Origin of the sequence: Acidithiobacillus ferrooxidans ATCC 23270 (genome assembly GCF_000021485.1) — a bacterium.
Lineage (GTDB): Bacteria > Pseudomonadota > Gammaproteobacteria > Acidithiobacillales > Acidithiobacillaceae > Acidithiobacillus > Acidithiobacillus ferrooxidans.
On record NC_011761.1, the window covers coordinates 1,308,795 to 1,333,008 of the forward strand.

General features: G+C 55.8%; 31 protein-coding genes. 16 read left to right on the forward strand and 15 right to left on the reverse strand.

The genetic code is table 11. The features are described 5' to 3' along the window. Position 1: 1 nt before the first annotated feature. The 15 genes from nifU to nifH form a co-directional block, all read right to left on the reverse strand. Positions 2-877 carry a Fe-S cluster assembly protein NifU gene (gene nifU, locus AFE_RS07050; RefSeq protein ID WP_009564610.1) on the reverse strand — a complete coding sequence of 292 codons (876 nt, stop codon included), beginning with the start codon at positions 875-877 and terminating at the stop codon, positions 2-4. A gap of 4 nt (positions 878-881) precedes the next feature. Further along, on the reverse strand, positions 882-1,250 hold the full coding sequence (locus AFE_RS07055; RefSeq protein WP_009564611.1) for a HesB/IscA family protein: 369 nt from the start codon (positions 1,248-1,250) through the stop codon (positions 882-884). Between the two features lie 257 nt (positions 1,251-1,507). Next, positions 1,508-2,101 carry a hypothetical protein gene (locus AFE_RS07060; RefSeq protein WP_012536569.1) on the reverse strand — a complete coding sequence of 198 codons (594 nt, stop codon included), beginning with the start codon at positions 2,099-2,101 and terminating at the stop codon, positions 1,508-1,510. A gap of 66 nt (positions 2,102-2,167) precedes the next feature. Further along, the gene (locus tag AFE_RS07065) at positions 2,168-2,821 is read right to left on the reverse strand and encodes a nitrogen fixation protein NifQ (protein WP_012536570.1); all 654 of its coding nucleotides are present in this window, start codon (positions 2,819-2,821) and stop codon (positions 2,168-2,170) included. Between the two features lie 21 nt (positions 2,822-2,842). Beyond that, positions 2,843-3,151 (reverse strand): ferredoxin III, nif-specific, encoded by a 309-nt coding sequence (gene fdxB, locus AFE_RS07070; protein WP_012607081.1) that lies wholly within the window; start codon positions 3,149-3,151, stop codon positions 2,843-2,845. 4 nt (positions 3,152-3,155) lie between these two features. Continuing rightward, a complete protein-coding gene (locus AFE_RS07075; RefSeq protein WP_012536572.1) occupies positions 3,156-3,419 on the reverse strand; it encodes a CCE_0567 family metalloprotein in 264 nt (87 codons plus the stop codon). A gap of 57 nt (positions 3,420-3,476) precedes the next feature. Next, entirely contained in the window at positions 3,477-3,944 is a 468-nt protein-coding gene (locus AFE_RS07080) for a NifX-associated nitrogen fixation protein (RefSeq protein ID WP_012536573.1), read from the reverse strand. Continuing rightward, entirely contained in the window at positions 3,937-4,434 is a 498-nt protein-coding gene (gene nifX, locus AFE_RS07085; RefSeq protein WP_229129793.1) for a nitrogen fixation protein NifX, read from the reverse strand. The genes AFE_RS07080 and nifX overlap by 8 nt, the downstream gene beginning before the upstream one ends. After that, positions 4,406-5,767 (reverse strand): nitrogenase iron-molybdenum cofactor biosynthesis protein NifN, encoded by a 1,362-nt coding sequence (gene nifN, locus AFE_RS07090; RefSeq protein ID WP_012536575.1) that lies wholly within the window; start codon positions 5,765-5,767, stop codon positions 4,406-4,408. The genes nifX and nifN overlap by 29 nt, the downstream gene beginning before the upstream one ends. Beyond that, positions 5,764-7,155: a nitrogenase iron-molybdenum cofactor biosynthesis protein NifE gene (gene nifE / locus AFE_RS07095; protein WP_012536576.1), complete on the reverse strand. Its 1,392-nt coding sequence runs from the start codon at positions 7,153-7,155 to the stop codon at positions 5,764-5,766. Before nifE ends, nifN begins: the two co-directional genes overlap by 4 nt. A gap of 18 nt (positions 7,156-7,173) precedes the next feature. Further along, positions 7,174-7,518, reverse strand: a complete 345-nt coding sequence (locus AFE_RS07100; RefSeq protein WP_012536577.1) for a 2Fe-2S iron-sulfur cluster-binding protein — start codon at positions 7,516-7,518, stop codon at positions 7,174-7,176. A gap of 24 nt (positions 7,519-7,542) precedes the next feature. Then, positions 7,543-7,887 carry a 2Fe-2S iron-sulfur cluster-binding protein gene (locus AFE_RS07105; protein ID WP_012536578.1) on the reverse strand — a complete coding sequence of 115 codons (345 nt, stop codon included), beginning with the start codon at positions 7,885-7,887 and terminating at the stop codon, positions 7,543-7,545. A gap of 61 nt (positions 7,888-7,948) precedes the next feature. After that, positions 7,949-9,508, reverse strand: coding sequence for a nitrogenase molybdenum-iron protein subunit beta (gene nifK / locus AFE_RS07110; protein ID WP_012536579.1), 1,560 nt, complete (start codon positions 9,506-9,508; stop codon positions 7,949-7,951). Between the two features lie 78 nt (positions 9,509-9,586). Further along, positions 9,587-11,062, reverse strand: coding sequence for a nitrogenase molybdenum-iron protein alpha chain (gene nifD / locus AFE_RS07115; protein WP_012536580.1), 1,476 nt, complete (start codon positions 11,060-11,062; stop codon positions 9,587-9,589). 63 nt (positions 11,063-11,125) lie between these two features. Continuing rightward, complete coding sequence (nifH, locus tag AFE_RS07120) at positions 11,126-12,016, reverse strand: nitrogenase iron protein (protein WP_009567494.1); 891 nt, start codon at positions 12,014-12,016, stop codon at positions 11,126-11,128. 458 nt (positions 12,017-12,474) lie between these two features. On the opposite strand from nifH, the gene AFE_RS07125 reads away from it, so the two are divergent. The 16 genes from AFE_RS07125 to AFE_RS07200 all read left to right on the forward strand — a co-directional run bounded on the left by AFE_RS07125 (position 12,475) and on the right by AFE_RS07200 (position 24,196). After that, positions 12,475-12,861 (forward strand): DNA-binding transcriptional response regulator, encoded by a 387-nt coding sequence (locus AFE_RS07125; RefSeq protein ID WP_009567495.1) that lies wholly within the window; start codon positions 12,475-12,477, stop codon positions 12,859-12,861. A gap of 18 nt (positions 12,862-12,879) precedes the next feature. Then, positions 12,880-13,707, forward strand: a complete 828-nt coding sequence (locus tag AFE_RS07130; RefSeq protein ID WP_009567496.1) for an NAD(+)--dinitrogen-reductase ADP-D-ribosyltransferase — start codon at positions 12,880-12,882, stop codon at positions 13,705-13,707. A 9-nt stretch (positions 13,708-13,716) separates the two neighbouring features. Next, positions 13,717-15,105 (forward strand): ADP-ribosyl-[dinitrogen reductase] hydrolase, encoded by a 1,389-nt coding sequence (draG, locus tag AFE_RS07135; RefSeq protein WP_009567497.1) that lies wholly within the window; start codon positions 13,717-13,719, stop codon positions 15,103-15,105. 25 nt (positions 15,106-15,130) lie between these two features. After that, complete coding sequence (nifA, locus tag AFE_RS07140) at positions 15,131-16,768, forward strand: nif-specific transcriptional activator NifA (RefSeq protein WP_012536581.1); 1,638 nt, start codon at positions 15,131-15,133, stop codon at positions 16,766-16,768. 324 nt (positions 16,769-17,092) lie between these two features. Further along, positions 17,093-18,661: a nitrogenase cofactor biosynthesis protein NifB gene (gene nifB / locus AFE_RS07145; RefSeq protein ID WP_012536582.1), complete on the forward strand. Its 1,569-nt coding sequence runs from the start codon at positions 17,093-17,095 to the stop codon at positions 18,659-18,661. Positions 18,662-18,711: 50 nt separating this feature from the next. After that, positions 18,712-18,930: a 4Fe-4S binding protein gene (locus AFE_RS07150; RefSeq protein ID WP_009563004.1), complete on the forward strand. Its 219-nt coding sequence runs from the start codon at positions 18,712-18,714 to the stop codon at positions 18,928-18,930. 9 nt (positions 18,931-18,939) lie between these two features. Continuing rightward, positions 18,940-19,275, forward strand: coding sequence for a HesB/IscA family protein (locus tag AFE_RS07155; protein WP_009563003.1), 336 nt, complete (start codon positions 18,940-18,942; stop codon positions 19,273-19,275). 40 nt (positions 19,276-19,315) lie between these two features. Then, the gene (locus tag AFE_RS07160; RefSeq protein WP_012536583.1) at positions 19,316-19,546 is read left to right on the forward strand and encodes a hypothetical protein; all 231 of its coding nucleotides are present in this window, start codon (positions 19,316-19,318) and stop codon (positions 19,544-19,546) included. Beyond that, the gene (locus AFE_RS07165; RefSeq protein WP_012536584.1) at positions 19,543-20,052 is read left to right on the forward strand and encodes a hypothetical protein; all 510 of its coding nucleotides are present in this window, start codon (positions 19,543-19,545) and stop codon (positions 20,050-20,052) included. The genes AFE_RS07160 and AFE_RS07165 overlap by 4 nt, the downstream gene beginning before the upstream one ends. Beyond that, positions 20,045-20,836 carry a 4Fe4S-binding leucine-rich repeat protein gene (locus tag AFE_RS07170; protein ID WP_012536585.1) on the forward strand — a complete coding sequence of 264 codons (792 nt, stop codon included), beginning with the start codon at positions 20,045-20,047 and terminating at the stop codon, positions 20,834-20,836. The genes AFE_RS07165 and AFE_RS07170 overlap by 8 nt, the downstream gene beginning before the upstream one ends. Next, positions 20,833-21,126: a nitrogen fixation protein NifZ gene (locus AFE_RS07175; RefSeq protein WP_012607085.1), complete on the forward strand. Its 294-nt coding sequence runs from the start codon at positions 20,833-20,835 to the stop codon at positions 21,124-21,126. The genes AFE_RS07170 and AFE_RS07175 overlap by 4 nt, the downstream gene beginning before the upstream one ends. Continuing rightward, complete coding sequence (locus AFE_RS07180) at positions 21,123-21,377, forward strand: nitrogen fixation protein NifZ (RefSeq protein ID WP_009568025.1); 255 nt, start codon at positions 21,123-21,125, stop codon at positions 21,375-21,377. Before AFE_RS07175 ends, AFE_RS07180 begins: the two co-directional genes overlap by 4 nt. Before the next feature lie 2 nt (positions 21,378-21,379). Then, complete coding sequence (locus tag AFE_RS07185; protein WP_225487438.1) at positions 21,380-22,555, forward strand: cysteine desulfurase family protein; 1,176 nt, start codon at positions 21,380-21,382, stop codon at positions 22,553-22,555. A 15-nt stretch (positions 22,556-22,570) separates the two neighbouring features. Beyond that, positions 22,571-22,780, forward strand: a complete 210-nt coding sequence (gene nifT, locus AFE_RS07190; RefSeq protein WP_012536588.1) for a putative nitrogen fixation protein NifT — start codon at positions 22,571-22,573, stop codon at positions 22,778-22,780. 4 nt (positions 22,781-22,784) lie between these two features. After that, on the forward strand, positions 22,785-23,057 hold the full coding sequence (locus AFE_RS07195; protein ID WP_012536589.1) for a hypothetical protein: 273 nt from the start codon (positions 22,785-22,787) through the stop codon (positions 23,055-23,057). Next, positions 23,054-24,196 carry a DegT/DnrJ/EryC1/StrS family aminotransferase gene (locus AFE_RS07200; RefSeq protein ID WP_012536590.1) on the forward strand — a complete coding sequence of 381 codons (1,143 nt, stop codon included), beginning with the start codon at positions 23,054-23,056 and terminating at the stop codon, positions 24,194-24,196. Before AFE_RS07195 ends, AFE_RS07200 begins: the two co-directional genes overlap by 4 nt. Positions 24,197-24,214: the final 18 nt, after the last annotated feature.

The following is a 24,214-nucleotide window of genomic DNA, read 5'->3' on the forward strand; positions in this document are numbered from 1 at the left end:
GCTATGCCCCCACGGCTTGCGGCATGCTGGCCGGAACTACCCGTACCGGACGGCCCAGAGTCAGCATCAGGCGCTCCTGGATGCCGGAAATGGTGATCCCGGAAGACTGGCAGTTCATGCACGAGCCGCTCATGGCTACCATGACCGTATCACCATCCACATCGACCAGTTCGATATTGCCGCCATCCATCTGGAATTGCGGGCGCATTTCATCGATCACGGCGGATATTTTCTGGATTTTCTGCACCATGGTCATGGGTGCCGGGGCGGGTTTTGCGGTGGGTTTCGCGGCCACCACCGGTAGCGGCGCGCTGCCGTTTACTGCCGCGAGGATATCCTCGATCTGCTCATGGCAGCTCTGGCAACCGCCGCCCGCCTTGGTATAGAAAGTGATCTCTTCGACCGTCGACAAATGGTTTTCCCTGGCCACCTTCTCAATGAGCGCCGAGTCGATGGCGAAGCATTTACATACCAGCGCGCCTTCTTCGTGATCATCTGCCCAATCTTCGCCGCGGTAATTGGCGATAGCGGCATGCAGGGCCTCCGCGCCCATGACGGAACAATGCATTTTCTCCGGAGGAAGCCCACCCAAAAATTCAGCGATGTCCTGATTGGTGATTTTGAGCGCTTCATCCAGTGTCTTGCCCTTGATCAGTTCCGTCAAGGCCGATGACGAGGCGATGGCGGAGCCGCAGCCAAACGTCTGGAATCGGGCATCCAGGATGACATCCGTATCCGGGTCTACCTTGAGCATCAGGCGTAGGGCATCTCCGCAACTGATGGAGCCGACCTCGCCGACCGCATTGGCCTCTTCGAGGACCCCGGTATTCTTGGGGTTGAAGAAGTAATCCTTGACTTTATCGGTATAATCCCACATGGCGTCAACTCCGATGTCCGCAGGAGGAGGCCGAGGAAGCGGAGGCCTCGTCTCCCGTGGTGAATGACGACCCGCAACCGCAGGTTCCCGTAGCATTGGGGTTTTCGAAGCGGAAGCCGCTGCCGCTGAGTTCGTCCACATAGTCAATGACGACCCCGTTAAGCAGCGTAGCGCTGGCGTTGTCCACGTAAACCGGCACACCCTCTATCGCCACCACGGTGTCCTCGGCGCCTGCTTCGGCCTCCAATCCCATTCCGTATTGGTAACCGGAACAACCGCCTCCGGTCACCGCAACCCGTAATCCGCTCGCTTCAGGATTCTCGGCAAGCAGATTCTTTACGACATCAATGGCCTTTTCCGTCAATATCAGCATGACATACTCCTTACGCGACAGGGGTTCCTGTATGCTTCTTTGCAAGACTTGGGCCAGCTTTTTGAGTTTGTTATCAACTTATTGTTATTGTGACGATTTACAATGGATGTGGAGGTGTCATTAGTGCGTTTTTGTTGGTTTCTATACATCTCCCAGGATGGTTTTGCAAGAAAACGAACATCGCGGAGCGGCCCAGGATGTCAAAAACCCGGAGACCGCTGGTGTCCGGGTTTTCGCTAAAACAACGACAAAAGTGCTTATACGGGCCGGTTTTCGCCGGGATCACGTACCGGACCCATGCCCGCCAGGCAGTCTGCATAGCTGATCTCGGGGAATACGGCACTATATTGCAAGGCGTTCTCGGCGATGCGATTGATCTTACCTGCCGTGTCGAGTTTTTTGAGATCGTTGCGTTCCAGTCCGAACAATTCCAGCAGCTCATTGTAGACCGTCGCTTCATCCAGCGGCAGGATATAAAATGGGATGCCCTTATATTCCAGATGGTAACGCTTGCTGAAGTCGATATTGTTGCAGTAAATAAAATATTTACCAGAGGGTTCCAGATACTCGGACAACGCCGTTACCAGCGGGTCCAGATACCCAAAAGACAGAAGATAGCAGGAAAAAAAAGAAATCTTTTTAGCGCCCGGCTCTGCCGAACTGATGACTTGTTGTGCGAGGAGTTCCGGTGGACGTGCTTCATCGGCCACGGCGGTAGCAAATTTGATAGCCAGCTCGCCGCGAAAACCGAAGCGTCCCTGCGCACTCAGTTCGCCCTTGAATACCTGGTTCAGCAGTCTTTTCTGAGTGTCGAGCCCTGCAAACGCGCTTTGTTCGATGCTGATGGACATAAATGACTCCATATGGGTAGGGGTAAAATATTGCATCCGGACCGGGTTGCGGATGCTGACGGGTTTTTAGCCCTGGGCAGCCAGCAGGTTCCAGCCATTGGCATCTTCCGGGCCAAAGCACTGGGCATAATCATGACAAACAGCGCAACTGGGTGCCTGGCAGAGCCGGACTTCGGCCTGATCACACAACTGCTTATAAAAGAACTTCTTCCATTTCATGTTGCCGGTATTTTTTAAATACAGTCCCGGAAAATGATGCTTAATAATGTCACTGAGGTCCTCCCGATTCGTCAGGCCCAGGTCCTGCCACAAGTGATCATTGCCCAGGCAGCCCGCGGCGAGAATGGCTGCTACCCACTCCGTGGCCTGATGAACGCCGGCACGGTGATCCAGTAAGAGTTTGACCAGATCACCGGTTTCCTCATCGCGCGCGGGCGCTTTGTTTTCTTTCCCCTGGCACTGGCACAAAAAGGTCCCGCCTGCAGCACTATGGAGATATACTTTCGTGCATTGCGCGGTCGAACGCGATTCCTCTATCTGCGGGAAATAACGAGAAAACAGATGTCTCAGTTGCCTGGTCTCCAGGCCAAGCGCCATGCTGATGTTGCCCTTGCGTTCCATGGCGCGATGGCTGATACACAGCGCAAAAAAACGCGCGTCAGAGAATGCCTCATCCGGGTTGCGACCGGACATCAGAATGTCATATATGGCAGTCTTCATGGATGCACTCCCTCTGAAGCGCTATGCCGAGACGCTGACCGCCAGGGACATGGACGCGTGGGTATAGCAGTTTTTGGGGCAAACCCGGGAGCATGCCTCGCAGCCGATACATTTTTCGGGATGCGCAATCGTCATGAATTTGCGCTCTGCTTCGTCATCGTCTGCCGCCACCAGTTCCCCTTCTTCAGTGATACCAACAAGGTTCAGCACATCCCGACCGCAGGCGCGGAAACAACGCCCGCAGCCGATGCACTTTTCCTGGTTGATATGTTCGACAAACTGGGGGGTCCAGCCGAGTCCCCCCTTGGTGATGCCGGTTATGTCGTGCATACGGTCATCCCCCAGGGAAGGATGCGAGCCGCGCCCTGGCCACCGTCAGGTCGCGATAGGCAGCGTAGGTACGGTTCGCCAGTTCCAGAATATTCTCCCAGCCGACGGGCAAATCTTCGGCCAGATCGTGAAGATCCATTTTGGCCTGGGTGGCCTGGGCATTGAGCCGTTTGATTTCTGTTTTCAAAGCGTCTTTTTCGTCCACAATCAACTCCCAGTGATTGGTCTGTTCTTCTACTATCGGTAACATCTCCATCAATACAGACATGGCGTCATACTCCTGTGCGCTGATGAACCATAAGCGTGAGCTGCGCTGGTTCAAGGGTCAAAAGCGGGCCACCTCCGGAAATTTCTCGATCATTTCCAGGGCACCTGCCACCAGTTTGTCACCTTCTTCGGCCAGTTTTTCCATGCTGGGGAAACCAAAACGATGCACATCGCGCAACTGTTTGTTGACCACGATCAAACGTCCGGCAATCAGCACCATGCGGCCAAAGCCTTCATGACTCATTTTCATCATGGGGGACACCATGACTCCGGAAGCACGCTCCGTAGCCAGCCCCACGGCGTTATAAAAAAGTTCCACCCGCCAAAGTATTTCGGGATCGGGGTCACCAATGATGGGTATTGCCCGGCGCTGCTCCTTATCCAGCACGTAGGGTGCCAGCAGCTCCATGTCGGACTTTTTTTCCCAGGTACCATAGCTATCCTGTGCCCGCCACTGCTTGACCAGTTCGCGAAAAAACAGGGACTCTTCCGGCAAAAGCGCCGCCATTGCAGTATTCTCAGGCATGACTTAATTCCTCTTCGTCATAAAAATTAAACGCTTTTTCTGCACCCTTGTTCATGACCTTGCGGAGCCAGGGGGGGGGAGTTCCCTGTAATACGACCTGCAGCTTGTCGAGTATTCCATGGATGGGTTCCGGTTCATTCACCTTGATGGGATGAATTTTCATGGCCACCACCCGCGCTGCACCGGAGCCGCCGATGGCTGCCACATATAAAATGGCGCAATCCTTGATAGCTTCCAGCTTGGGAGCCAACTTGTCTTCGTTGCCATCCTCGGCAAGTTCGCCGTCAAATTGCACAGCCTCCAGAAAATGGTATTCTTCTGCACTGATCTCATAAATTGCGATATTTTTCGCCCAACCAAAATGAGCATCGACTCTCTGCATATCCTGGGTTGAAAATGCGACTTTCATGGTGCCTCCTGGGCGTTGACCAGATAAAAAGTGACTACTGCGTTCCGCATCCTTAACCAAACGCAAACGGCGCATGTGCATCGTGATCCTCCGTGGCTAGTGGCCAACTATCCGGGCGATTTTCTTCTTCCTGTGCCATTAACAGGTTGCCGATCTCGAAGGTCAGATCGCGGGCACCGCGATAGCCAAGAGACAGGCGATGGGCGGCGCCGAGCTGGTCAAAAATAGGCAGTCCCATGCGCAGGAAAGCGATATCCAGCCGCGCTGCCGCTTGTCGTCCGTGGGAGTGGGTGATGAGTAAGTCACATCCAGCACTCCGCGCCTCCAGGTCCTCCAGATCACCAATGAGCACTTCTTCACAAGGCATCTGTTCGAGTAGCGGCGAGTGGGTGGTGGTTACTGCAGCAGTGATGTTCGCCCCCATTTCGTTGAGCCACGACCCGATATTCCAGAGCAGGTCAGGTTCGGCGCCAATGGCGATTTTTTTGCCGCCGAAGAAAAAATGACTGTCGAGCATGGCGTCGATCAATTGACTGCGTTGGCGACGATATTTGCCAGGTACCGGCTGTCCGCTCAACTGACTCAGGCAGTCCAATAACTGATCCGTTGTTTCGATGCCGGTAATGCGATCGAAGAGCACATATGGCTGGCCAGTCTTGGTCATCAGGGCTTCTGCCCCAGGACGCATTTGTTCGCCCAGGGCAATGGTCAGTTCTGCCTCACCCATGCGCCGGATCGCATCCACTGGAGTGCCGCCCAGGGTATTGGGAGTGAAGTCATCCGGAATGTGGCCGTCCATGGATCCGGAAATATCGGGCAGGATGGTCGCCTCCAGCCCGAAGGATTCACTGATCTCCCGGAGCTCCTCGATGTCCGCGGCGGTGAGGTGGGACCCCGCGAGGAAATTGACGGAACCCTCCCGGCGCGCGCTGCTGGGTTCAGCCAACCCTTTTACCATGCTCTCCACGGCCTTTGCCCAGCCGTCCTGAAAAGCATCCTTGAAGTCTGGAGTAGAGACGTAAACCAGAGCTAACTGGTCCAGTTCGGGATGGGCGGCACGAAAGTTCTTGAGATAACCATCCACATCATCGCCTTTGGTTTCGGTGACGCCGGTGGAACAGATGCCGATGATGGCCGGTTTGGTGCGCTGTTGAATATTGAGGATGGCACTACCGATATGATCCAGGCCGCCCATGACTGTCGCCACCTCACTCATGGCAGTGGTCTGCATGGGAATGCCCTCATTGAAATGACGCTGAAAGAGCACCAGACCAAAGGCGGTACAGCCTTGGGAACCATGCAGCATGGGCATGCAGTCGGCAATGCCCATGAAGGCCAAGGCGCCGCCAATGGGCTGGCTCATTTTGAGGGGGTTGACCGTGCATGCCTTGCGGCTCTGAATGACGGTGCTCATGTCCGTGCCTCCCCCATATCCCAGGGCGCGGGTTTGCGCAACAAGGCCCACATGGGATTGTAGAGGGCCAAATCGATCTGTTTCACCAGGTTGACCATCCCTTCATAACCGTTATAGGCCTGATGGCGTTCCTGGTTGATGTCCACCCAGGGCATTTTGTTTTTGAGGGCCGCAAATTGTGAACGTCCGCCCGACAGCAACACATCCGCACGCGCCTCCTGAAACATTTTGTACATTTCCCGAGGGGTCAGGTCATCCAGCATATGCGCATCCTGACCCATGATTTCCTTGATTCTTTCCTTGTCCTCCCTGGTGGATTTCTTGACGCTGGTTCCCACCACTTCCATCCCGCCTTCCTGCAATGCAGATACCACCGACCAGGATTTGACGCCCCCCGTAAAGAGCAACACCCGTTTGCCGCGCAGGCGATGGGTGTATTCGGCGATACGTTGCCAGGCCCTTGCCTCTTCCCGGGCGATCAGCGCTTCGGTGCGGTCGTGGAGCTCTGCCGGGGCACCCTGCTGGATCAGCAGGCGGGTGATCTCCCGGAGCGACTCCGTGGTATCGGAGATGCCATAAAAGGACCCTTCAAAGAACGGAATCTGATAACGCTCTTCCATTTTGCGGGCGATATTGATCATGGATTTAGAGCAGACCATCATATTGGCCCTGGCACGATGGGATTGCGCCACGTCGTGATATTTGGCGTCACCGCTGATGCAACAGGTTACCCGGATCCCCAAATGATCGAGAAGTGGTTTGACCTGCCAGAGTTCACCGGAAAGATTGTATTCGCCAATGATATTGATGTCATAGGGCGTACTATATTCTGGCTCCTCCGTGCCGATCACATAATCCAGCAGGGCCTCTCCCGCCAGTTTGTTGCCGAGATTCTTGGCGCCGACAAAACCGGGGGCATTGACCGGAATAATGGGCTTTGCGAATTTTTGACTGGCCGCTTTACAGACGGATTCGATATCGTCTCCGATCATTGCCGTCACGCAGGTCTGATAGACAAATACCGCCGACGGATCGTATTTATCAAGTACTTCCTTGATGGATTTGAAGAGGTGTTTTTCGCCGCCGTAGACCACATCCAGTTCATTGATGTCGGTGGTAAAGCCGGTGCGATACAGTTGCGAACCAGACGATTTGGAGCCGCGGTTATCCCAGGAGTTGCCCTCACAGGCGATGGGACCGTGGACCAGGTGGGCGACGTCGGTAATGGGTTGCAAGGCAATCTTTGCCCCATCGAAAGCGCAACCACCGGCCGCGCCGCCCGGCTGCAGCGCCTTGGTGCAGCCTTTCTTGCGCTCTTTGTCGGACTTGCTCTGGTTCTTGCTGCATCCCGGTTCATTAAAAACATCCTGGATTTTGTTCTGCAACATAAGGCACCTCCTGGTAAGTCAGAATGCGACAAAGAATTGATCACCAGTCCCCACTATGCACTGGCAGGCCAGTCGCCAATAGGGTCCTTTCCACGGCTTCTGGCCTTCACTGTCCAGCACGGCGGGGAGCTTGCCGAGGCACCGCAACGTTTGCCTTTCAAAAGCACTCAGACACAACTGCTGTTGCTTTCCCTGTGGGGTCACCCGTACCGCGCAAGTTCCGCAAAGACCTTTCCGGCACTGGACGGGCAGGGGTACATTCCACATGCGGGCCATCTTCAGGAGAGATATGGACTGATGGTTGCGACAGGACATTGACCAGTCACCCCCGATACGCGGTGAAATAAATTGCACCAGTCCCATCGCTCTATCCTCACGAAGTAAAATTCAGAGCCTTACCAGAATGTCTTCATCGCGAACGATGTACTGGCATGCCAGGCGCCATGGTGGGGGCATGTCCCTCACCTCCGCATCTTCAATTTGTTGTTTGCTGATTTTTCCAGAAAACCGGAGAACTGTTTTTTCCTTTTCAGTTAGGTGAATAGCCATGGGTGTATCTGCCATCGCCACCACTTGTATTGCGCAAGATCCACATTCACCATTTTCGCATTCAAACTCAATCGGCACCTTATGTGCCTTGGCTACGGATAATAGGGTATGACAATCCCCCGCTGTGGCATAAACCGTGAGGTCTTTAGCCATTTTGGGGGAGGTGAAAGTGACATCTGCCATGCTGCTGCTCCTTGAGAGGCGGCGCTGACGCGCCGCCGGATAACCGACAACGCTTTAGCGATTAACGAATAATGTCGAAACTGTAATCGCTCTGACTCGGCACATTACTGTTGCTATCGATCTCATCAAAAATCTTGTCCAATATGCGAACCAGCATATTCAGGCCGCCCTGATAGCCCCAAATGGGATAACGGTGATGATGATGGCGATCGAAGATCGGGAAGCCGTAACGGATCAGGGGCGTACCCGTATCGCGTTCGAGATATTTCCCGTAGGTATTGCCAAAGAGGAAATCCACCGGCTCGGTGAACAGCAGACTGCGCATATGCCAGAGATCCTTGCCGGCATAGACATGACAATCCTTGCCGAAGGGTGAGCTGTCGAACAATGCCTGCACTTTCTCCGCCCAATGCTTGGATCCATTGGTGGCCAGCACATGGGTGGGTTCGCCGCCCAGTTCCATCAGAAAGGCCGCCAGACCGAGGCACTGATCCGGATCACCGTAGATGGCGAACTTTTTGCCATGAATGTGCGCTGTGGAATCCGCAATGGCATCCACCAGACGCCCGCGTTCCTTTTTCAGTTCATCGGGAATCGCTTTGCCGCTGACGCGGGACAATTCCATAAGGAATTTGTCCGTACCCGATACGCCGATGGGGCAATTCAGGGCGACGACTTCCTGACCGTGCTCTGCAATGAAAGGCAAAGTCTTTTCCGTGCAATATTCCTGCATGGAGAAAGTGGCCTTGGCATTCAGGGCTGCCGCCGTATCTTCCAGGGTGGTGCCGCCATCATACATGCGGAATTTCCCGTCGCTCGGCGTATCAAAGACATCGCTGGTGTCGGCCAGGATCGTATATTCCAGCTTCATAAGGTCCAGGATGCGCTTCACTTCCCGGGTGTTACCGACGGTATAACCGTCAAAACCGCCAATGAAGTTGATCTTCTCGTTGGGTTCGCGCACGAGTGCTGGTACGGTACCCGCCTTACCGTCCCAAAAATGCGCCAGTACACCCTTCAGAGCATTGTCATAGCCGGTGACATGGCTGCCGACGAAGGCCGGAGTATGGGCGAAAGGCACATCATATTCTTCTGGTACGCTGCCCTTTTCCTTGGAGGTTTTGATGAAGGCGTTCAGGTCGTCACCGATCACTTCCGCCATACAGGTGGTGGAAACGGCAATCATCTTGGGTTTGTACATGGCGTAGGCGTTGGCGAGTCCGTCCACCATGTTGTTGAGGCCCCCGAATACGGCGGCATCCTCGGTCATGGAAGACGACACACAGGAGGTGGGCTCCTTGAAGTGCCGACTCAGATGACTGCGATAATAGGCGACGCAACCCTGCGAACCATGCACAAAGGGCAAGGTGCTCTCAAAACCCACCGCGGCAAACACGGCACCGAGGGGTTGGCAGGCCTTGGCGGGATTTACCGTCAAGGCCTCACGGGCAAAGTTCTTTTCCCGATAATCCCACGTCTTTGTCCATTCACGAACCTGCACGAGCTTGTCCTGTGGTACCGGGTTTTCAAATTGTGCCTTCTTGTTCTTGAACATCTCCTGGTATTCCGGTTCACGGAACAGATTGAAGTGATCAAGCACTTTTTCAGCATTCTGACTCATGGCGATATTCCTCATTCGATCGTTGGGGCGGTCCGTTATCCGCCGATAAGCGGGCGGCCTGTGCCGCCCCCACGGTGCTTACTCCCAGGGCGTCTTGGTCAAACTCCACACCGGGTTGTTGATGGCCATATCCATATCCCGGGCGAAGATGGCGAAGCCGTCATAGCCGTGATAAGGACCGGAATAGTCCCAGGAGTGCATCTGGCGGAAGGGCACGCCCATCTTCTGGAAGACATACTTTTCCTTGATGCCGGAACCCACGAGATCGGGCTGGATGGTTTCCACCATCTTTTCAAACTCGTAGCCGGTCACATCGTCATAAATCAGCGTACCGTCTTTCACATCGTGGGTAGTACGCTGATAGTCGTCGTTGTGGCCGAATTCATAGCCGGTTCCCACTACATTCATGCCGAGATCTTCATAGGCACCGATGACATGGCGAGGACGCAATCCCCCGACAAAAAGCATGACCGTTCTGCCTTCCAGGCGCGGCCGGTATTTGGCGATCACTTCTGCGGTGAGGCGGTTGTACTTCTCGATAACCCGTTCCGCGCCTTCCTTGATGTGATCATCAAAATAACTGGCAATCGTCCGCAAAGACTCGGCAATTTTGGAAGGTCCGAAGAAGTTATACTCGACCCACGGCACGCCATGCTTTTCTTCCATGTAGCGGGAGATATAGTTCATGGAACGATAGCAGTGCAGGACATTCAATTTGGCCATGGGGGTGTTCTCCAATTCCGCCAGAGAACCATCGCCGGACCATTGGGCAATCACCCGCAAACCCATTTCTTCCAGCAGGATGCGTGAACTCCAGGCATCGCCGCCGATGTTATAGTCACCAATAATGGCGACATCGTAAGGGGTCTTTTCAAAGGCCTTGGGTTCCGCGCCTTGTTTCTCGAAGACATAGTCGCGGACGCTGTCGTTGGCGATATGGTGGCCGAGCGATTGGGATACCCCCCGGAAGCCCTCACAACGCACCGGAACAATGGTTTTTCCACCAAATTCCTTGGACTTCTTTTTGGACACCGCTTCGATATCGTCTCCGATCAGGCCGATGGGGCATTCCGATTGCACGGTAATACCGTGGTTCAGCGGGAAGAGGTCCTCGATTTCATCCATGATTTTTTCGAGCTTCTTGTCACCGCCGAAAACGATATCTTTTTCCTGAAAATCGGAAGTGAACTGCATCGTGACAAAGGTATCCACACCCGTTGTGCCAATATAATAGTTGCGTCGCGAGCCCCAGGAATACTGGCCGCAACCGACGGGTCCATGGGAAATGTGAATCATGTCCTTGATCGGACCCCAGACGACGCCCTTTGAACCCGCATAGGCACAACCACGAATGGTCATCACGCCGGGCACCGACTTGATATTGGATTTGACGCCGCAATCCGATTTACCGTCCTCGAAGACGTTCAGGTGTTTGGCGCGTCTCTTGGCGGTTTTTTCCGGATAGACCTTGAGAACTTCATCAATCAGGGCACGATTGCGCGTCTTGGTCTCGGCGACAATCTGCTCCCGGGTTTCTTCAGCGGTAATGCTCATCACATCTCTCCTTTAGCGAGGAAAAGAGAGGGCAGTCGCCTGACGGCAGGTGCCCTCTATCCATCAGACCGCAGCGGCCAGTTCGGCGGCCGACTTGCCGATCACGCTCTCGTCTACCGCACTCATGATGCCGAACTCCATGAGCATTTCTTCCAGCTCGTCCATGGTGATCGGGGTCGGAATCGTGCCGTTACCGCCGTTGGCATGGATTTTCTGTGCCAACTGACGGTACTCCTCGGCCTGCTTGGATTCCGGTGCGTATTCCAGTACCGTCATCCGCCGCAGTTCCGCATGCTGCACGATGTTGTCGCGGGGCACGAAGTGAATGAGCTTGGTACCCAGCTTGCCAGCCAGGGCTTCCGCCAATTCCAGTTCCTTGTCGGTCTGGCGTTCGTTACACACCAGCCCGCCCAGACGTACGCCGCCCGAATTGGCGTACTTGAGAATGCCCTTGGAGATGTTGTTGGCGGCATACATGGCCATCATTTCGCCAGACATGACGATGTAGATTTCCTGCGCCTTGTTTTCACGAATGGGCATCGCGAATCCGCCACACACCACGTCGCCCAGCACGTCATAGGAGACGTAATCGACGCCGTCATAGGCACCATTTTCCTCCAGGAAGTTGATGGAGGTGATAACGCCACGCCCGGCGCAACCGACGCCCGGCTCCGGTCCACCGGATTCCACGCAGCGGATATCCCTGTAACCGACTTTCATAACGTCTTCGATTTCCAGATCCTCCACGCTGCCCGCCTCAGCCGCGAGGCTCAGTACGGTGTCCTGTGCTTTGGAGTGAAGAATCAAACGGGTGGAGTCAGCTTTGGGGTCGCAGCCGACGATGAGAATCTTTTGGCCCATTTCCGTAAGGGCTGCCAGGGTATTCTGGGAGGTGGTAGACTTGCCAATGCCCCCCTTACCGTAAAAGGCGATTTGCCTTAATTTGTCACTCATTGCCATGTCTCCTGTTTCAAAATGGACTAACTTGCCAGGTGGAAGCCCCCAAAAACGGGGAAGAGTCGCGTTCCGTATCCGCTGTTGCAAGGGCCGTGCCAAGTCCGTAATGATCACTCTAACGCTCTGTAATTTCGGTAAAATACCGCCATTTTAGTGAACTCCGGCGGGCTGTTTGAAAACCTACAAAATGCGGTTTCTATGTCAGGAACCCCACAGCATTGACTGACTTATGCAGTTCACCGCGCTGCCATTGGGTCACGGGAGCGACTGGTTAAGGCTCAATAAACTCGGTTCTGTTTGAATGACTTAGTACCTTGTCTGGTCGCCGGAAGGTTTTTTTGCCTTCCAGCCGGGAGACAGTCCGGATCCGAACGCGGGACCGGAAATATATGGCATAAAACGTGCATTGATTTCCCAATCAGGCAGGAAGGCTTTCTCAGGTTTGGGAGGACGATATGCAGATCGGTGTGGATTGTAATCTCGCGGTGGGTAATTGGCGCATTTTTGTGCTCGATACGGATGAAATCGGACGCATGGCCGTGCAATTCATGCTTCATGACGAATATGAAACCCACGAAATCGCCAGTCTGCAGGCCGCTGTCGCCAAGGCTCAGGATTGGCCGCCAGACCTGATTATTCTCGGCGAGGCGCTACTGGATGACGGCAGGTTGACCGTAGAGATGGTGAGCGAACAATTTCCCAATGCACGACTGATGCTCGTGGTGGGGGAAGCGCGTTCCGCGCTGAGTCAGCCTGTAATCAGTAAAGGATTCGTGTTCCTCCATAAGCCTCTGCGGCTCGAAGATGTCCGCGCCAAGGTGGCTGCCGTATTGCAGAATTAGTCCTCGCAAGGACGCTTTTTGTCAGCAGCGAATCCCCTGGAGGGGCAGCGCCCGGCACGCGCGCCGTCCGTGAAGCTCGGTAGCAATCTGACCGGGATTCCGTCCGGGCTGCTGATCAGTGCGGAATTTCATGCGTTCCCGATGCCGCTACATATCGCCGGGGTGCGCGATGGGCACCCGGCACTTTTCCAGAGATTGTCTCTGGCGCGGGAACAGCGCGAGGCGGGACAGGTCTTCCAGGCGTACATGGATGAGATTTTTGCTGGCGGGCCTGACCGGACGAAGGGCCGACGCTTCAGGGCCAGCTATTTACGCCTGCTCAAAGGTTGGGGATATGACAGTAATTCACCGGAAGGTGCAGTCATGAAGGGCTGGGTGGAGAGCCGGTTCGGGATTGCCCCGAATTTTCACCGGCAGGTGATCGGCCGTGTGGGTGATACCGCCTGGATTCAGTATATGACCGACAAAATGTCGGGGCGATTTGATAACAATGCCATCTGGTTGCAGCTTGACCTTTTGTTTGAATTCGCACAATGGTCGGCGCGGCGTTTTCTGGCACCCGGACAGCGGCACTTGCGTTTGTTCCGGGGAACCAACGATTTTGCCGAACATCCTATTCTCTGGAAAGCCGGAGCGCGGCAGGGGGTGATCCGGCTGAACAACCTGGTATCCTTCAGCAGTGACCGGGACGTGGCCAGCGCATTCGGCGATTGCATACTGGAAGTGAATGTGCCGTTGGTAAAGCTGCTCTTTTTCAAGGGCCTGTTGCCATGTCGCGCACTCCAGGCAGAGAGTGAGTATCTGGTGATCGGCGGTGAGTACGCGGCACACATGCACTACTACTGAGGACGAGAAATGGGCTATGACTTGCGGGAGCGGGCATTAGGCGCCTACCTGGGATTGGCGATCGGGGATGCCCTGGGCGCGACGGTGGAGTTCATGAGTCCCACGGAAATCCGGGAGGAATATGGTGTTCACCGCAATATGACCGGTGGCGGCTGGCTGCATTTGCGTCCCGGACAAGTGACCGACGATACCCAGATGTGCCTGGTGCTGGGTCGGAGTATCCTTGCCGATGAACAATGGTCCGTTACCCGCTTTGCCGAGGGGATGGTGCAGTGGTTGCGCAGTCATCCCGTGGATGTGGGCAATACCTGCCGCCGGGGAATCCGGCGCTTTATGCTCAACGGCAGTACCGCCGCCGAACCGGCGGAATGGGATGCGGGCAATGGCGCGTGTGTGCGCAATCTCCCCGCGGTACTGGCCACCCTGAGCGCGCCTGCGACCTTCCGGCGGATCAGTGTGGAACAGGCGCACCTGACCCACCATCACCCGCTGTCGGATGTCGCGACCCTGACGCTCGGAGAGATGTTACGCTGCGCGCTGCGGGGTGAGGGTGTTTCATCCGTCCGCCGCCTGGCGGATGCACTGGTGGCACGGTACCCGGAATTCGCATTCAAAGAAATTCCCCAGGCACCTACGCCCTATATTGTGGATACGGTGCGCGCCGTCCTGTATGCGCTGCTTCATACCGATAACTTTAAAGACTGCCTGATTGCGGTGGTCAACCAGGGTGGGGATGCGGACACCACGGGCGCCCTCGCGGGCATGCTGGCCGGAGGTCTGTACGGAACTTACGGGCTTCCCGGCACCTGGCTGCAACGTCTGGATCCCGCGGTTCAGAAAGAAATCGCGGCGCAGGTGGATCAGCTTCTGATCCGGGGTGAGCGAACGGATCATGAGCAGTTGCCGGCCAGCATGCCGCCGCGTATCGTATTTTACGAAAAACCGGGCTGCGCCAATAACGCGCGGCAGATTGCACTGTTGAGGGCTGCCGGCTGTGTAGTGGAGGTGCATGACTTATTGCAGACCGCCTGGACGGCGGAAACCTTGCGTCCCTATTTTTCCGATCGGCCCGTGGCGGAGTGGTTCAACCCCGCCTCGCCGCGGGTAAAGTCCGGAGAGATCGTTCCGGAGGCGTTTACGGAAGCCGGGGCACTCGCCGCGATGCTGTTGGACCCGCTTCTCATTCGTCGCCCGCTCATGGAAGCGGGCGACGCCAAAATCGCCGGCTTTTCCGAGGATCAATTACGCCGGTGGACGTCCGCATCTCTTGACGTGTATGCTGAAGGCACCGGCGCCGCTACAGACAGTTGTCGGCGATCGGTCCCCTGCCCAAGCGTCCGGCAGGCCAGTAATCTCACCAAAACTCCAGCCGCCTCGTCCCACGCCAACGCCTCCTGAGCGCTGTAGAGAAGAGGGCCCTATCATGAAAGATCGCGTAACACCCAACCATTTTCAGGAGCTGACGACCATCTATGAGGTGAGTAAGGTGCTCAGCTCTTCCATGGATCTTGAACACACTCTGAACGATGTTCTGAAGACGCTGGAGAGCCATCTGCATATCTCACCGTCCATGATCGTATTGCGCATGAACGAGGAAATAGTGGGGGTAATCGCGGCCACGGGGTTGTCCGTTGCGGAAATAGAACGGGGGCGTTATCGGTTGGGGGAGGGGATGATTGGCAAGATCATGCGTGCCGGCATGCCGATAGTGATTCCTGATGTCTCTCAGGAACCGGCTTTTCTGCACCGCGCCTTTGAACCGGAGATCAGTCAGCGCTTGCATGCTTTTGTAGGGGTGCCGATCAAGGTGGGATATGAGTGTATCGGTGTGCTCGCCATCTATCGCAGTGAGCGACACAAAGGCGTGAGTTTCCGTTCCGATGTCCGCTTGTTGCAGATGATCGCCAATCTGGTGGGACAGACCGTTAATCTGCATCAGGGTATCTCCGCGGAACGAAACCGCCTTTTGCAGGAAAAGCATCGTCTGCAGAAGGAGTTACAGAAACGATACAGCATCAAGAATGTCATCGGCAACAGCCGGGCCATGCAGGCGGTATTCGCCGATGTGCATCAGGCGGCACCGGGCAAGGCGACGGTGTTGCTGCGCGGTGAATCCGGCACCGGGAAGGAAGTCATCGCCCGCGCCATTCATTATCTCAGCCCCCGTCGCGACAAAGCCTTTGTTTCGCTCAATTGCGCGGCGCTCCCGGAAAGCATTCTCGAGTCAGAACTCTTCGGACATGAGCGCGGCGCGTTTACCGGCGCCACCCAGGAGCGCAAAGGGCGCTTTGAACTGGCAGATGGCGGCACGCTGTTTCTCGACGAGATCGGCGACATCTCTCCGGCTTTTCAGGCGAAGCTCTTACGGGTGCTGCAGGAGCGTGAATTCGAGCGGGTAGGCGGAACGCAGACCCGGCGGGTCAATGTGCGCATTATCGCAGCCACCAATCGCAACCTCGAAGAGGCGGTGAGCAAGGGCGAGTTCCGCGCCGATCTGTACTATCGGATCAATGTCGTCAGTATTTTTCTGCCCCCACTGCGGGAGCGTCGCGAGGATATCCCCGCCTTGATCGAACATTTCCTCGCCCGTTACAACGCCGAGAATCAGCGCAAACTGACCCTCACCCCGGAAGCCTTGCAAACCATGGTGTCCTGCTACTGGCCAGGTAACGTGCGGGAATTGGAAAACTGCGTCGAACGTACCGCCACCATGATGCGCGGCGATATCATCCGCAATCTGGACGTGCCCTGTCAGCGCAATCAGTGCCTGTCCATGGCCTTGCGGCCGCTGGAAGGGAGTCATCCCATCGTCACCATGAAGCTGTCGAGCGGCATGAGTGTTCCGCCTCATGCAGCGCCTGATGTGGAGGGGCAAGTGACGGATGCATCCGGGGCTGGTGATGGGGAAGGTTCCTTGCCTTTGTCGGAGCGGGATCGCCTGATCCAGGCCATGGACCGCTGTGGCTGGGTACAAGCCAAAGCCGCCCGTTTATTGGGGACGACCACCCGCAAACTCGGTTATGCCCTCAATAAGCATGGCATAGAAGTTAAAAAACTCTAAACCAGAAACGCTCGGCCAGGGGGCGGCGAACGCCCCACCCGCCCCACCTTGCGTACCGCCTCTCGCACTTGCCCTGCTATTTTTACCCCTCCCCATTTGTCCGGTTTTCGACAATTTTTACCGCAGTGCTGAAAACGCACGTAACGTTATCGACAAAGCCCCGGATGGTTTTAATCTAATACCTTGAAAAACAAAGGCAGCATATGCTGGCATCACTTTTGCTAAAGGTAATGCAAGCGTCAGCTTCTTAGGAGCAAGCCGATACATCCATGAGGCGCGCGGTTTTCCATCGTTCACTGAAGATCCGTATGGAGGATTACGCCCATGGCATCCCAAATAATATCTCTTGCCAGTATTGCCACACCCAATAACGGGGTGGATCTGGACGAGATCATGCAGCAAAAGGCAGAACACCAAGGTTGTGGTACGAGTGGTGGTTCCGGCAAGGCCAGTTGTGGCAGCGGAGCGGGGCAGGGAGATCTGGCACCGGAGATATGGGAAAAGGTCAAGAATCACCCCTGCTATAGCGAAGAGGCGCATCATCATTACGCCCGTATGCACGTTGCGGTAGCGCCCGCCTGTAATATCCAGTGCAATTACTGTAACCGCAAATATGACTGCGCCAACGAAAGTCGGCCGGGTGTCGTCAGTGAAAAACTGACGCCGGAGCAAGCGGCTAAAAAGGTGCTGGCCGTGGCCTCCACCATTCCGCAGATGACGGTGTTGGGTATTGCTGGTCCGGGTGATCCCCTGGCCAACCCCGAAAAAACTTTCAAGACCTTTGAACTGATCTCGAAAACCGCGCCGGATATCAAGCTTTGCCTATCCACCAATGGCCTGGCACTCCCTGACCATGTCGATACCATTGCCCGCTTTAATGTGGATCACGTCACCATTACCATCAATATGGTGGATGCGAATGTAGGCGCCCAGATCTATCCCTGGATTTTTTACAAAAACAAGCGGTACAAGGGGCGTGAAGCGGCGCAGATACTCACCGACCGGCAAATGCAGGGACTGGAAATGCTGACCGAGCGCGGCATTCTCTGTAAGGTGAATTCGGTCATGATCCCTGGTATCAATGATCACCATCTGGTGGAAGTCAACCGGGCAGTTAAGAGTCGCGGAGCTTTCCTTCACAACATCATGCCCCTGATTTCCGCTCCGGAACATGGCACCGTTTTCGGCTTGAACGGCCAGCGCGGCCCGACCGCGCAGGAACTAAAAGCCCTACAGGACAGTTGCGAAGGCGAAATGAACATGATGCGCCACTGTCGGCAATGCCGGGCGGACGCCGTGGGCCTGCTGGGCGAAGATCGTTCGGCGGAATTCACGACCGAAGCCGTCATGGCGATGGATGTGGAGTATGACCTGGAATCGCGCAAGGCCTATCAGTCGCTGGTGGAGCAGGAACGTCAGGCGACGGCGGACGCCAAGCGCGCGGAACTGGAAACCCTGGCTGGCGAGCAATCCGATGTCAAAATTCTCATCGCGGTGGCCACAAAAGGCAGCGGGCGGGTCAATGAGCACTTTGGTCATGCCACCGAGTTTCAGATTTATGAGGCGAGTGCATCCGGGGCGAAGTTTGTCGGCCACCGCCGCGTGGACCTCTATTGCCAGGGCGGTTATGGCGAAGAGGAAGCCCTGGAAACCACCATCATCCGCGCGATCAACGATTGTACGGCAGTTTTTGTGGCCAAGATCGGTGGCTGTCCGAAAGCCTCTCTGGAGGCGGCCGGAATCGATGCGGTGGATCGCTACGCGTTTGAATATATCGAACAGTCCGTCATTGCCTACTATCGGGATTATCTCGATAACATCCGTAGCGGAGCCATTGTCCATGGCCAACGCGGGGATGCGGAGATCCGGCAGGGCGCATACATAGCTGCATAAGATTGTCGGGGGAGATCTCCTCCCCCATTTTTGTGAAAAGGAGAAACATCATGGCTTTTAAAATCGTTAGTTCCCAATGCACCAGTTGTTCGGCCTGTGAACCGGAATGTCCGAATATGGCCATTTCCGAAAAGAATGGCACCTTTGTGATCGATCCAGCCAAGTGTACGGAATGCATAAATTATTTCGATGAACCTCAGTGTGTGGCGGTATGTCCGGTGGACGACACCTGCATCATTGATAACAATTATCCCCGTTACGTCGCTTAGGAGTCTGTCATGGAACTTACCTTCACGCCTAAAGCAGAACGCTTTATCCAGCGGATGATCACCTTTGGCGGAGGAAATGCTTCCAGTGCTTTCCGCCTTGCGGTAAAGCCAGGCGGGTGCTCCGGCCTCTCTTACGATTTTCGCATTGTCGACGCAGCGGAGCCCGGCGATGTGGCCATCACCAGTAATGGCATTCCGGTACTGCTGGAACAGAAGAGTGTTCCTTTTCTCAACGGCGTCATCGTCGATTGCGAGGACAGCCTGATGAATACCGGGTTGGTCTTTACCAATCCCAATGCAGCGGCCAGTTGTGGTTGCGGAACTTCATTTACACCCAAGGAATAAAGCCGGGTCCCGGAAACGGTGAGATTGGAGGGAGAAAAACATGGAAACCTGGATCGTTCATCATACGAATACGACTATCCATCGTTGCGCAGCGAATATGGCAGCACTTCCTCCGCATCTCGACGATATCGATTTCCGCGGTGCGGAGATCTTTACGCGCATACCCGTGAGGGAGCAGCGCCATCTCGCACGTGCTTACAGCAGTTATGTCTGCTGTGCGGAGTGCGAAGCGGTGCTGCTCAACCCCGTGAAGCATAGGGGGGCAGCATGAGCAATATCTGGGACGATGAATGGTTGAACCGCCGTTACTATGAAGGCCTCCTACCGGAGGCGGCAGAACGCCATCTGCATCTCGCGGCGCGCTCTTATGCGGATGATGTGCGCGCCGAGGATCATCTGATGGATGCCATCGCCATCGCGCCCGAACACATGGTCGTTTACCTGGGTTTATACAAATTTTATTTCTATAAAGGTCGACTGAGCGAGGCGCTGGCTACGGCCCGTATCTGTCTGCAGCGCAGCGCCGCAGAATTGGGTATTGATCCGGACTGGCACAAGGTAAGGGAGCGGCAGGCGGACTTTGGCAGTTATGATGCACCGCAGGCGCGCTTCTATATGTTCGTGCTCAAAGCCTATGGCTACCTGCATTTGCGCCTGGGGCATCTGGCTACCGGAAGCAAAATCATGGACAAACTTATCGAACTGGACCCGACAGATAAAATACAGGCGCGTGTGCTGCTGGAAGTCCTGCAAAAAAAAGAGGAAGACGATGAGTGACCCGAATGAGGCCGTTGACTGGCAGGGCTGCGCAGTCTCCTGTAAGACTTGTCCCGAGCGCGAGATCCCGGGGCTGAAGTGTAAACTTTTGCATGCCTGTATGCACGATCGTTACGCCAAAAGAGTGGATCGCTTTTTTCGCTGGAATCCACAGATCGCCAAGGATTATCTGCAACACGGCTACTTTGAAGTGCGGGCTTGCGCCGCGCGTTATGCGGATATTTTTCATCTGCCGGCGCTCATGAACGATCCGGATGAAACCGTGCGCTGGGCAGTAGCGCAGCGGCTTCCGCAACGCTATCTGCTGCGCATGATCCACGATCCGCATCGGGAAGTGCGTATCCGGGTAGCGGCGCGGCTGGATGAACGTAATCTGTCTGCCATGATGCACGATGCGGATTATTACGTGCGTCTGGAGGTGGTGCGTCGCCTGCCCAAAGGTCTATTGGCGCTCATGATGCATGATTCCGACGTGGAGGTTCGGCGCGTTGTGGCCAAACGTATCGGCGTGGATGCTCTGGTCAAAATGCTGCGGGACGATGATCCCGGGGTCCGTCTCGATGCCATTGAACGTGTACCGGTGTCGACCCTTTCCACACTAGTTGACGATGCGGATTGGCGTATCCGCTACGAGGTGGCGGCGCGCGGGAGCCAGGAAGCGGTAATCAGCCTGTTGGCGGATGAGGATTATGAGGTGCGTCGTTGCGCCGCGGAACGCTTAGGGAAAGGCGAACCACTTTCCAGACAACGATTGCCAGGGGAGGGTGGGATATGGCCGGAATGAGCAGAGACAGCGCAACGGTGGAGTTGGGCGCAGAACCCGAGTTCAATTATGGGGATAAAGTCCGTTCCCGCAAACATGTGAAAAATGATGGAACATTTACCGGCGCCGATATTGGCGAGGTGATTGTTACCAAAGGCGATATCGGTTTTATCATCAGTATCGGCACCTACTTGCAGCAATTTTATATTTATGGTGTGGATTTTTATGAGCGTGGTCATCTGGTCGGCATGAAGGGCCGTGAACTGGATCTGATCGAAAGCAATCCGGTTCAGGAGGAGAGAATCCCATGATGGATTTACGTCTACCCCGATTTGATTGGGGCCTAACGGTACGGGCTTGCGATGATATTTTTAATGACGGGACTTATCCTGGGGAGGCCGAAGGGGCCTTGCTGGTAGCCAAGGACAGTCCGGGAGAAATCGTGCGGGTAGGACATCACGAAGAGGGCAACATGCCGCTCTACCTCGTGGAGTTTGCCAATGGCATGGTGGTCGGTTGCCTGGAAGAGGAAATTCTACCCGTCGAAGGGCAGAAGCCATGAACATGACGCGCAGCATTTATCTCGATAACAATGCGACAACGGCCTTGGCGCCGGCGGCACTGGACGCTATGCTACCCTATTTATCCACGGAATATGCCAATCCTTCCAGCGCCTCCGCAGCGGGTGTAAGTGTCAAGAAAGCGTTGGGTGAGGCGCGGGTCGCGGTGGCCAAGTTGTTGGGCTCCTCACCTGCGGAACTGATTTTTACCAGTGGCGCGACGGAGAGCAATCATACGGCGATCCTGGGCGCACTCTCCCTGACCAAAGGCAAACGCCACCTGATTACCAGCCAGGTGGAACATCCCTCGGTACTTTTGATGTGCCAGCATCTGGAACGCCTCGGGATAGAGGTGAGTTACCTGCCGGTGGATGAAGAGGGACGCCTGGACCTGGAAGACCTGCGCGTAGCCTTGCGTCCGGATACCGCCCTGGTTTCCCTCATGTGGGCAAACAATGAAACGGGTGTGCTCTTTCCCGTTATCGAAGCGGCTGCCATGGCGCATGACGCGGGGGCTTTTTTTCATACGGATGCGACCCAGGCGCTTGGCAAGCTGTCTGTGAATGCCGCCGCTTCCGGCGTGGATTTTTTATCCTGCTCGGCACATAAGATTCATGGCCCCAAGGGCGTTGGGGCATTGTTCGTCCGCAAAGGCATTGCCCTACCACCCTTGTTTCATGGTCATCAGGAACGGGGACGGCGGGGTGGCACCGAGAATGTTCCTGCCATTGCCGGTTTTGCGGCCGCTGCCCGTCTGCTCACCAATATCGAAGCCGAGGCGCACTACCTGCGGGAATTGCGTGATCATTTTGAACAAGGTCTGTTGGCGTTCATGCCCTGTGCGCGGATCCACGGTCAGGAAGCCGAGCGTTTACCCAATACCAGCAATGTCGGGTTTATCGCACTCGACGGCGAAGAACTGCTCTATCGCCTGGAGCAGGAGGGCATTACGGCTGCAGCCGGTGCCGCTTGTGCTGCCGGCGGGCAGGAACCTTCCCACGTGCTTACGGCCATGGGCTTTTCTAAAACCGCGGTGCTGTCCTCGCTGCGTTTCTCCTTTGGCCGCCAGAATCGGTCGGAGGATGTGGAGCGGCTGCTCCGGGTATTGCCAGGCATCCTGCTGGGCATGATGGACATGCCACCGGTGAAGGCCGGTGTCCCGATTTCTTGCGCACCGTAAAATAAGGAATACCCCATGAAGGTGATGATTCGTAAAAATGCCGCTGGTGAACTGACGGCGTATGTGCCCAAGAAAGACCTCGAGGAACCCATTACCGAGTGTCAGAAGCCGGAACTGTGGGGCGGGGTGGTGACGCTGGCGAACGGCTGGCGCCTGGAATTGCCGGAGATGCCCGGTGATACCCGTCTGCCGATTACCGTAGAAGCGCGTCGCCTGGAGGGTTGAGAGGATGGAACTCACTGACGAAGATCTCACGGTACTTTTTGATCTGGGCCGAAATGCCTGCCGGTCTGGTGAGGGTATCCTGCCTGTTTTGCGTACCCGCTTCCCCGGACTCCCCATTACCCAATGTCCCGCCGGCGATGTCAGCGACGAACCTTTCCGTACCGGTGAGTATTTTGACCTGCATTTGTTGGATACCCGCGACCATTGTCCGAAAATCACCTCCGACTCCCAGGCGGCAACCGGCCTGCTGCTGGCCATGCACCGGAGTACGACATGACTGCGCTGGAAATCCCGCTCTCGGACCCCGACATCAGCACCAGCGAACTGGAGGCCGTAGAGGCGGTATTGCGTTCCACCCGCATCAGCGCCGGGGAACAAGTGGAGGCCTTCGAAGCGGCGTTTGCCGCCTATCACGGGCGGCGCTACGCCGTCGCCGTCGCCAGTCCGACCCTGGCGTTGATGCTCTGTCTGCGCGCCTACGAACTCGAGGCGGGCGATGAAGTCATTCTCTCGCCCTATAGCTGGTGGCAGATCGGGCATGCCCTCGCGTGGTACGGGGTTCAACCGGTATTCGCGGATATCGACTACTACTCCGGCACGATCTCCCCCAAAGGGGCTGAGACCCTGATCACGGAGAAAACCGGGGCGATCCTCGCCGGCAATACCAAGGGGCATCCCGCCTTTTGGCGGGAACTGCGCACGATGGCCAACGAAAATGGCCTGATTCTGCTGGAAGATTCGACGGAGGCCATCGGCTCCCGTTATCAGGACAAACTGGTCGGCAGCTTTGGAGACAGCGCTATTTTTGCCTTTGCCCAGCCCTCTGCCCTGGTTTGTGGAGAAGGTGCCATGATCGTCACGGACGATACTGAAACCGTCAGCCGTCTGCGTCAATATCGTGCGCGGGGCATCAGTGATCGGGGCTCGGTGGTGGCGCCTACCCGCCCACCTCTGCAGGCAGAAATGAGCGATATTCAGGCTGCCATAGGGCTGGTCCAGCTCGCCCGTCTGGACGGCATCTTGCAACGTCGACGGCAGGTGGAAGCACTTTACTTTGAATACATGAAGTCCTTTGAAGGGATCAAGGATCCCTACCATGGGCCGGATGCCACCGCGGTGCACTGGTTTGTGTACGAAGTACACCTCGGTACCCGGTTCAGCCGCAGCAGTCGGGATGCCATTGTCACCGATCTCCGCGCCCAGGGTATCGAGGCGGCCTCTTACTGCCTGCCCATGCATACCCAATCCTATTATCGCGAGCGGGGCGGCGGTCACTGTCCAACCGCCGTGCGGGTGTCCGACCGCACCCTGATCCTGCCTTTTCACCCACGTCTGGGCGAAGAGGAAATCGCATTTATCATCGAAACCTTGAAGGATGCATCCGTCAACGTGGGTGCGGGCGCCGCCATTTATTAGTGCGTTGTTTTTACGTTT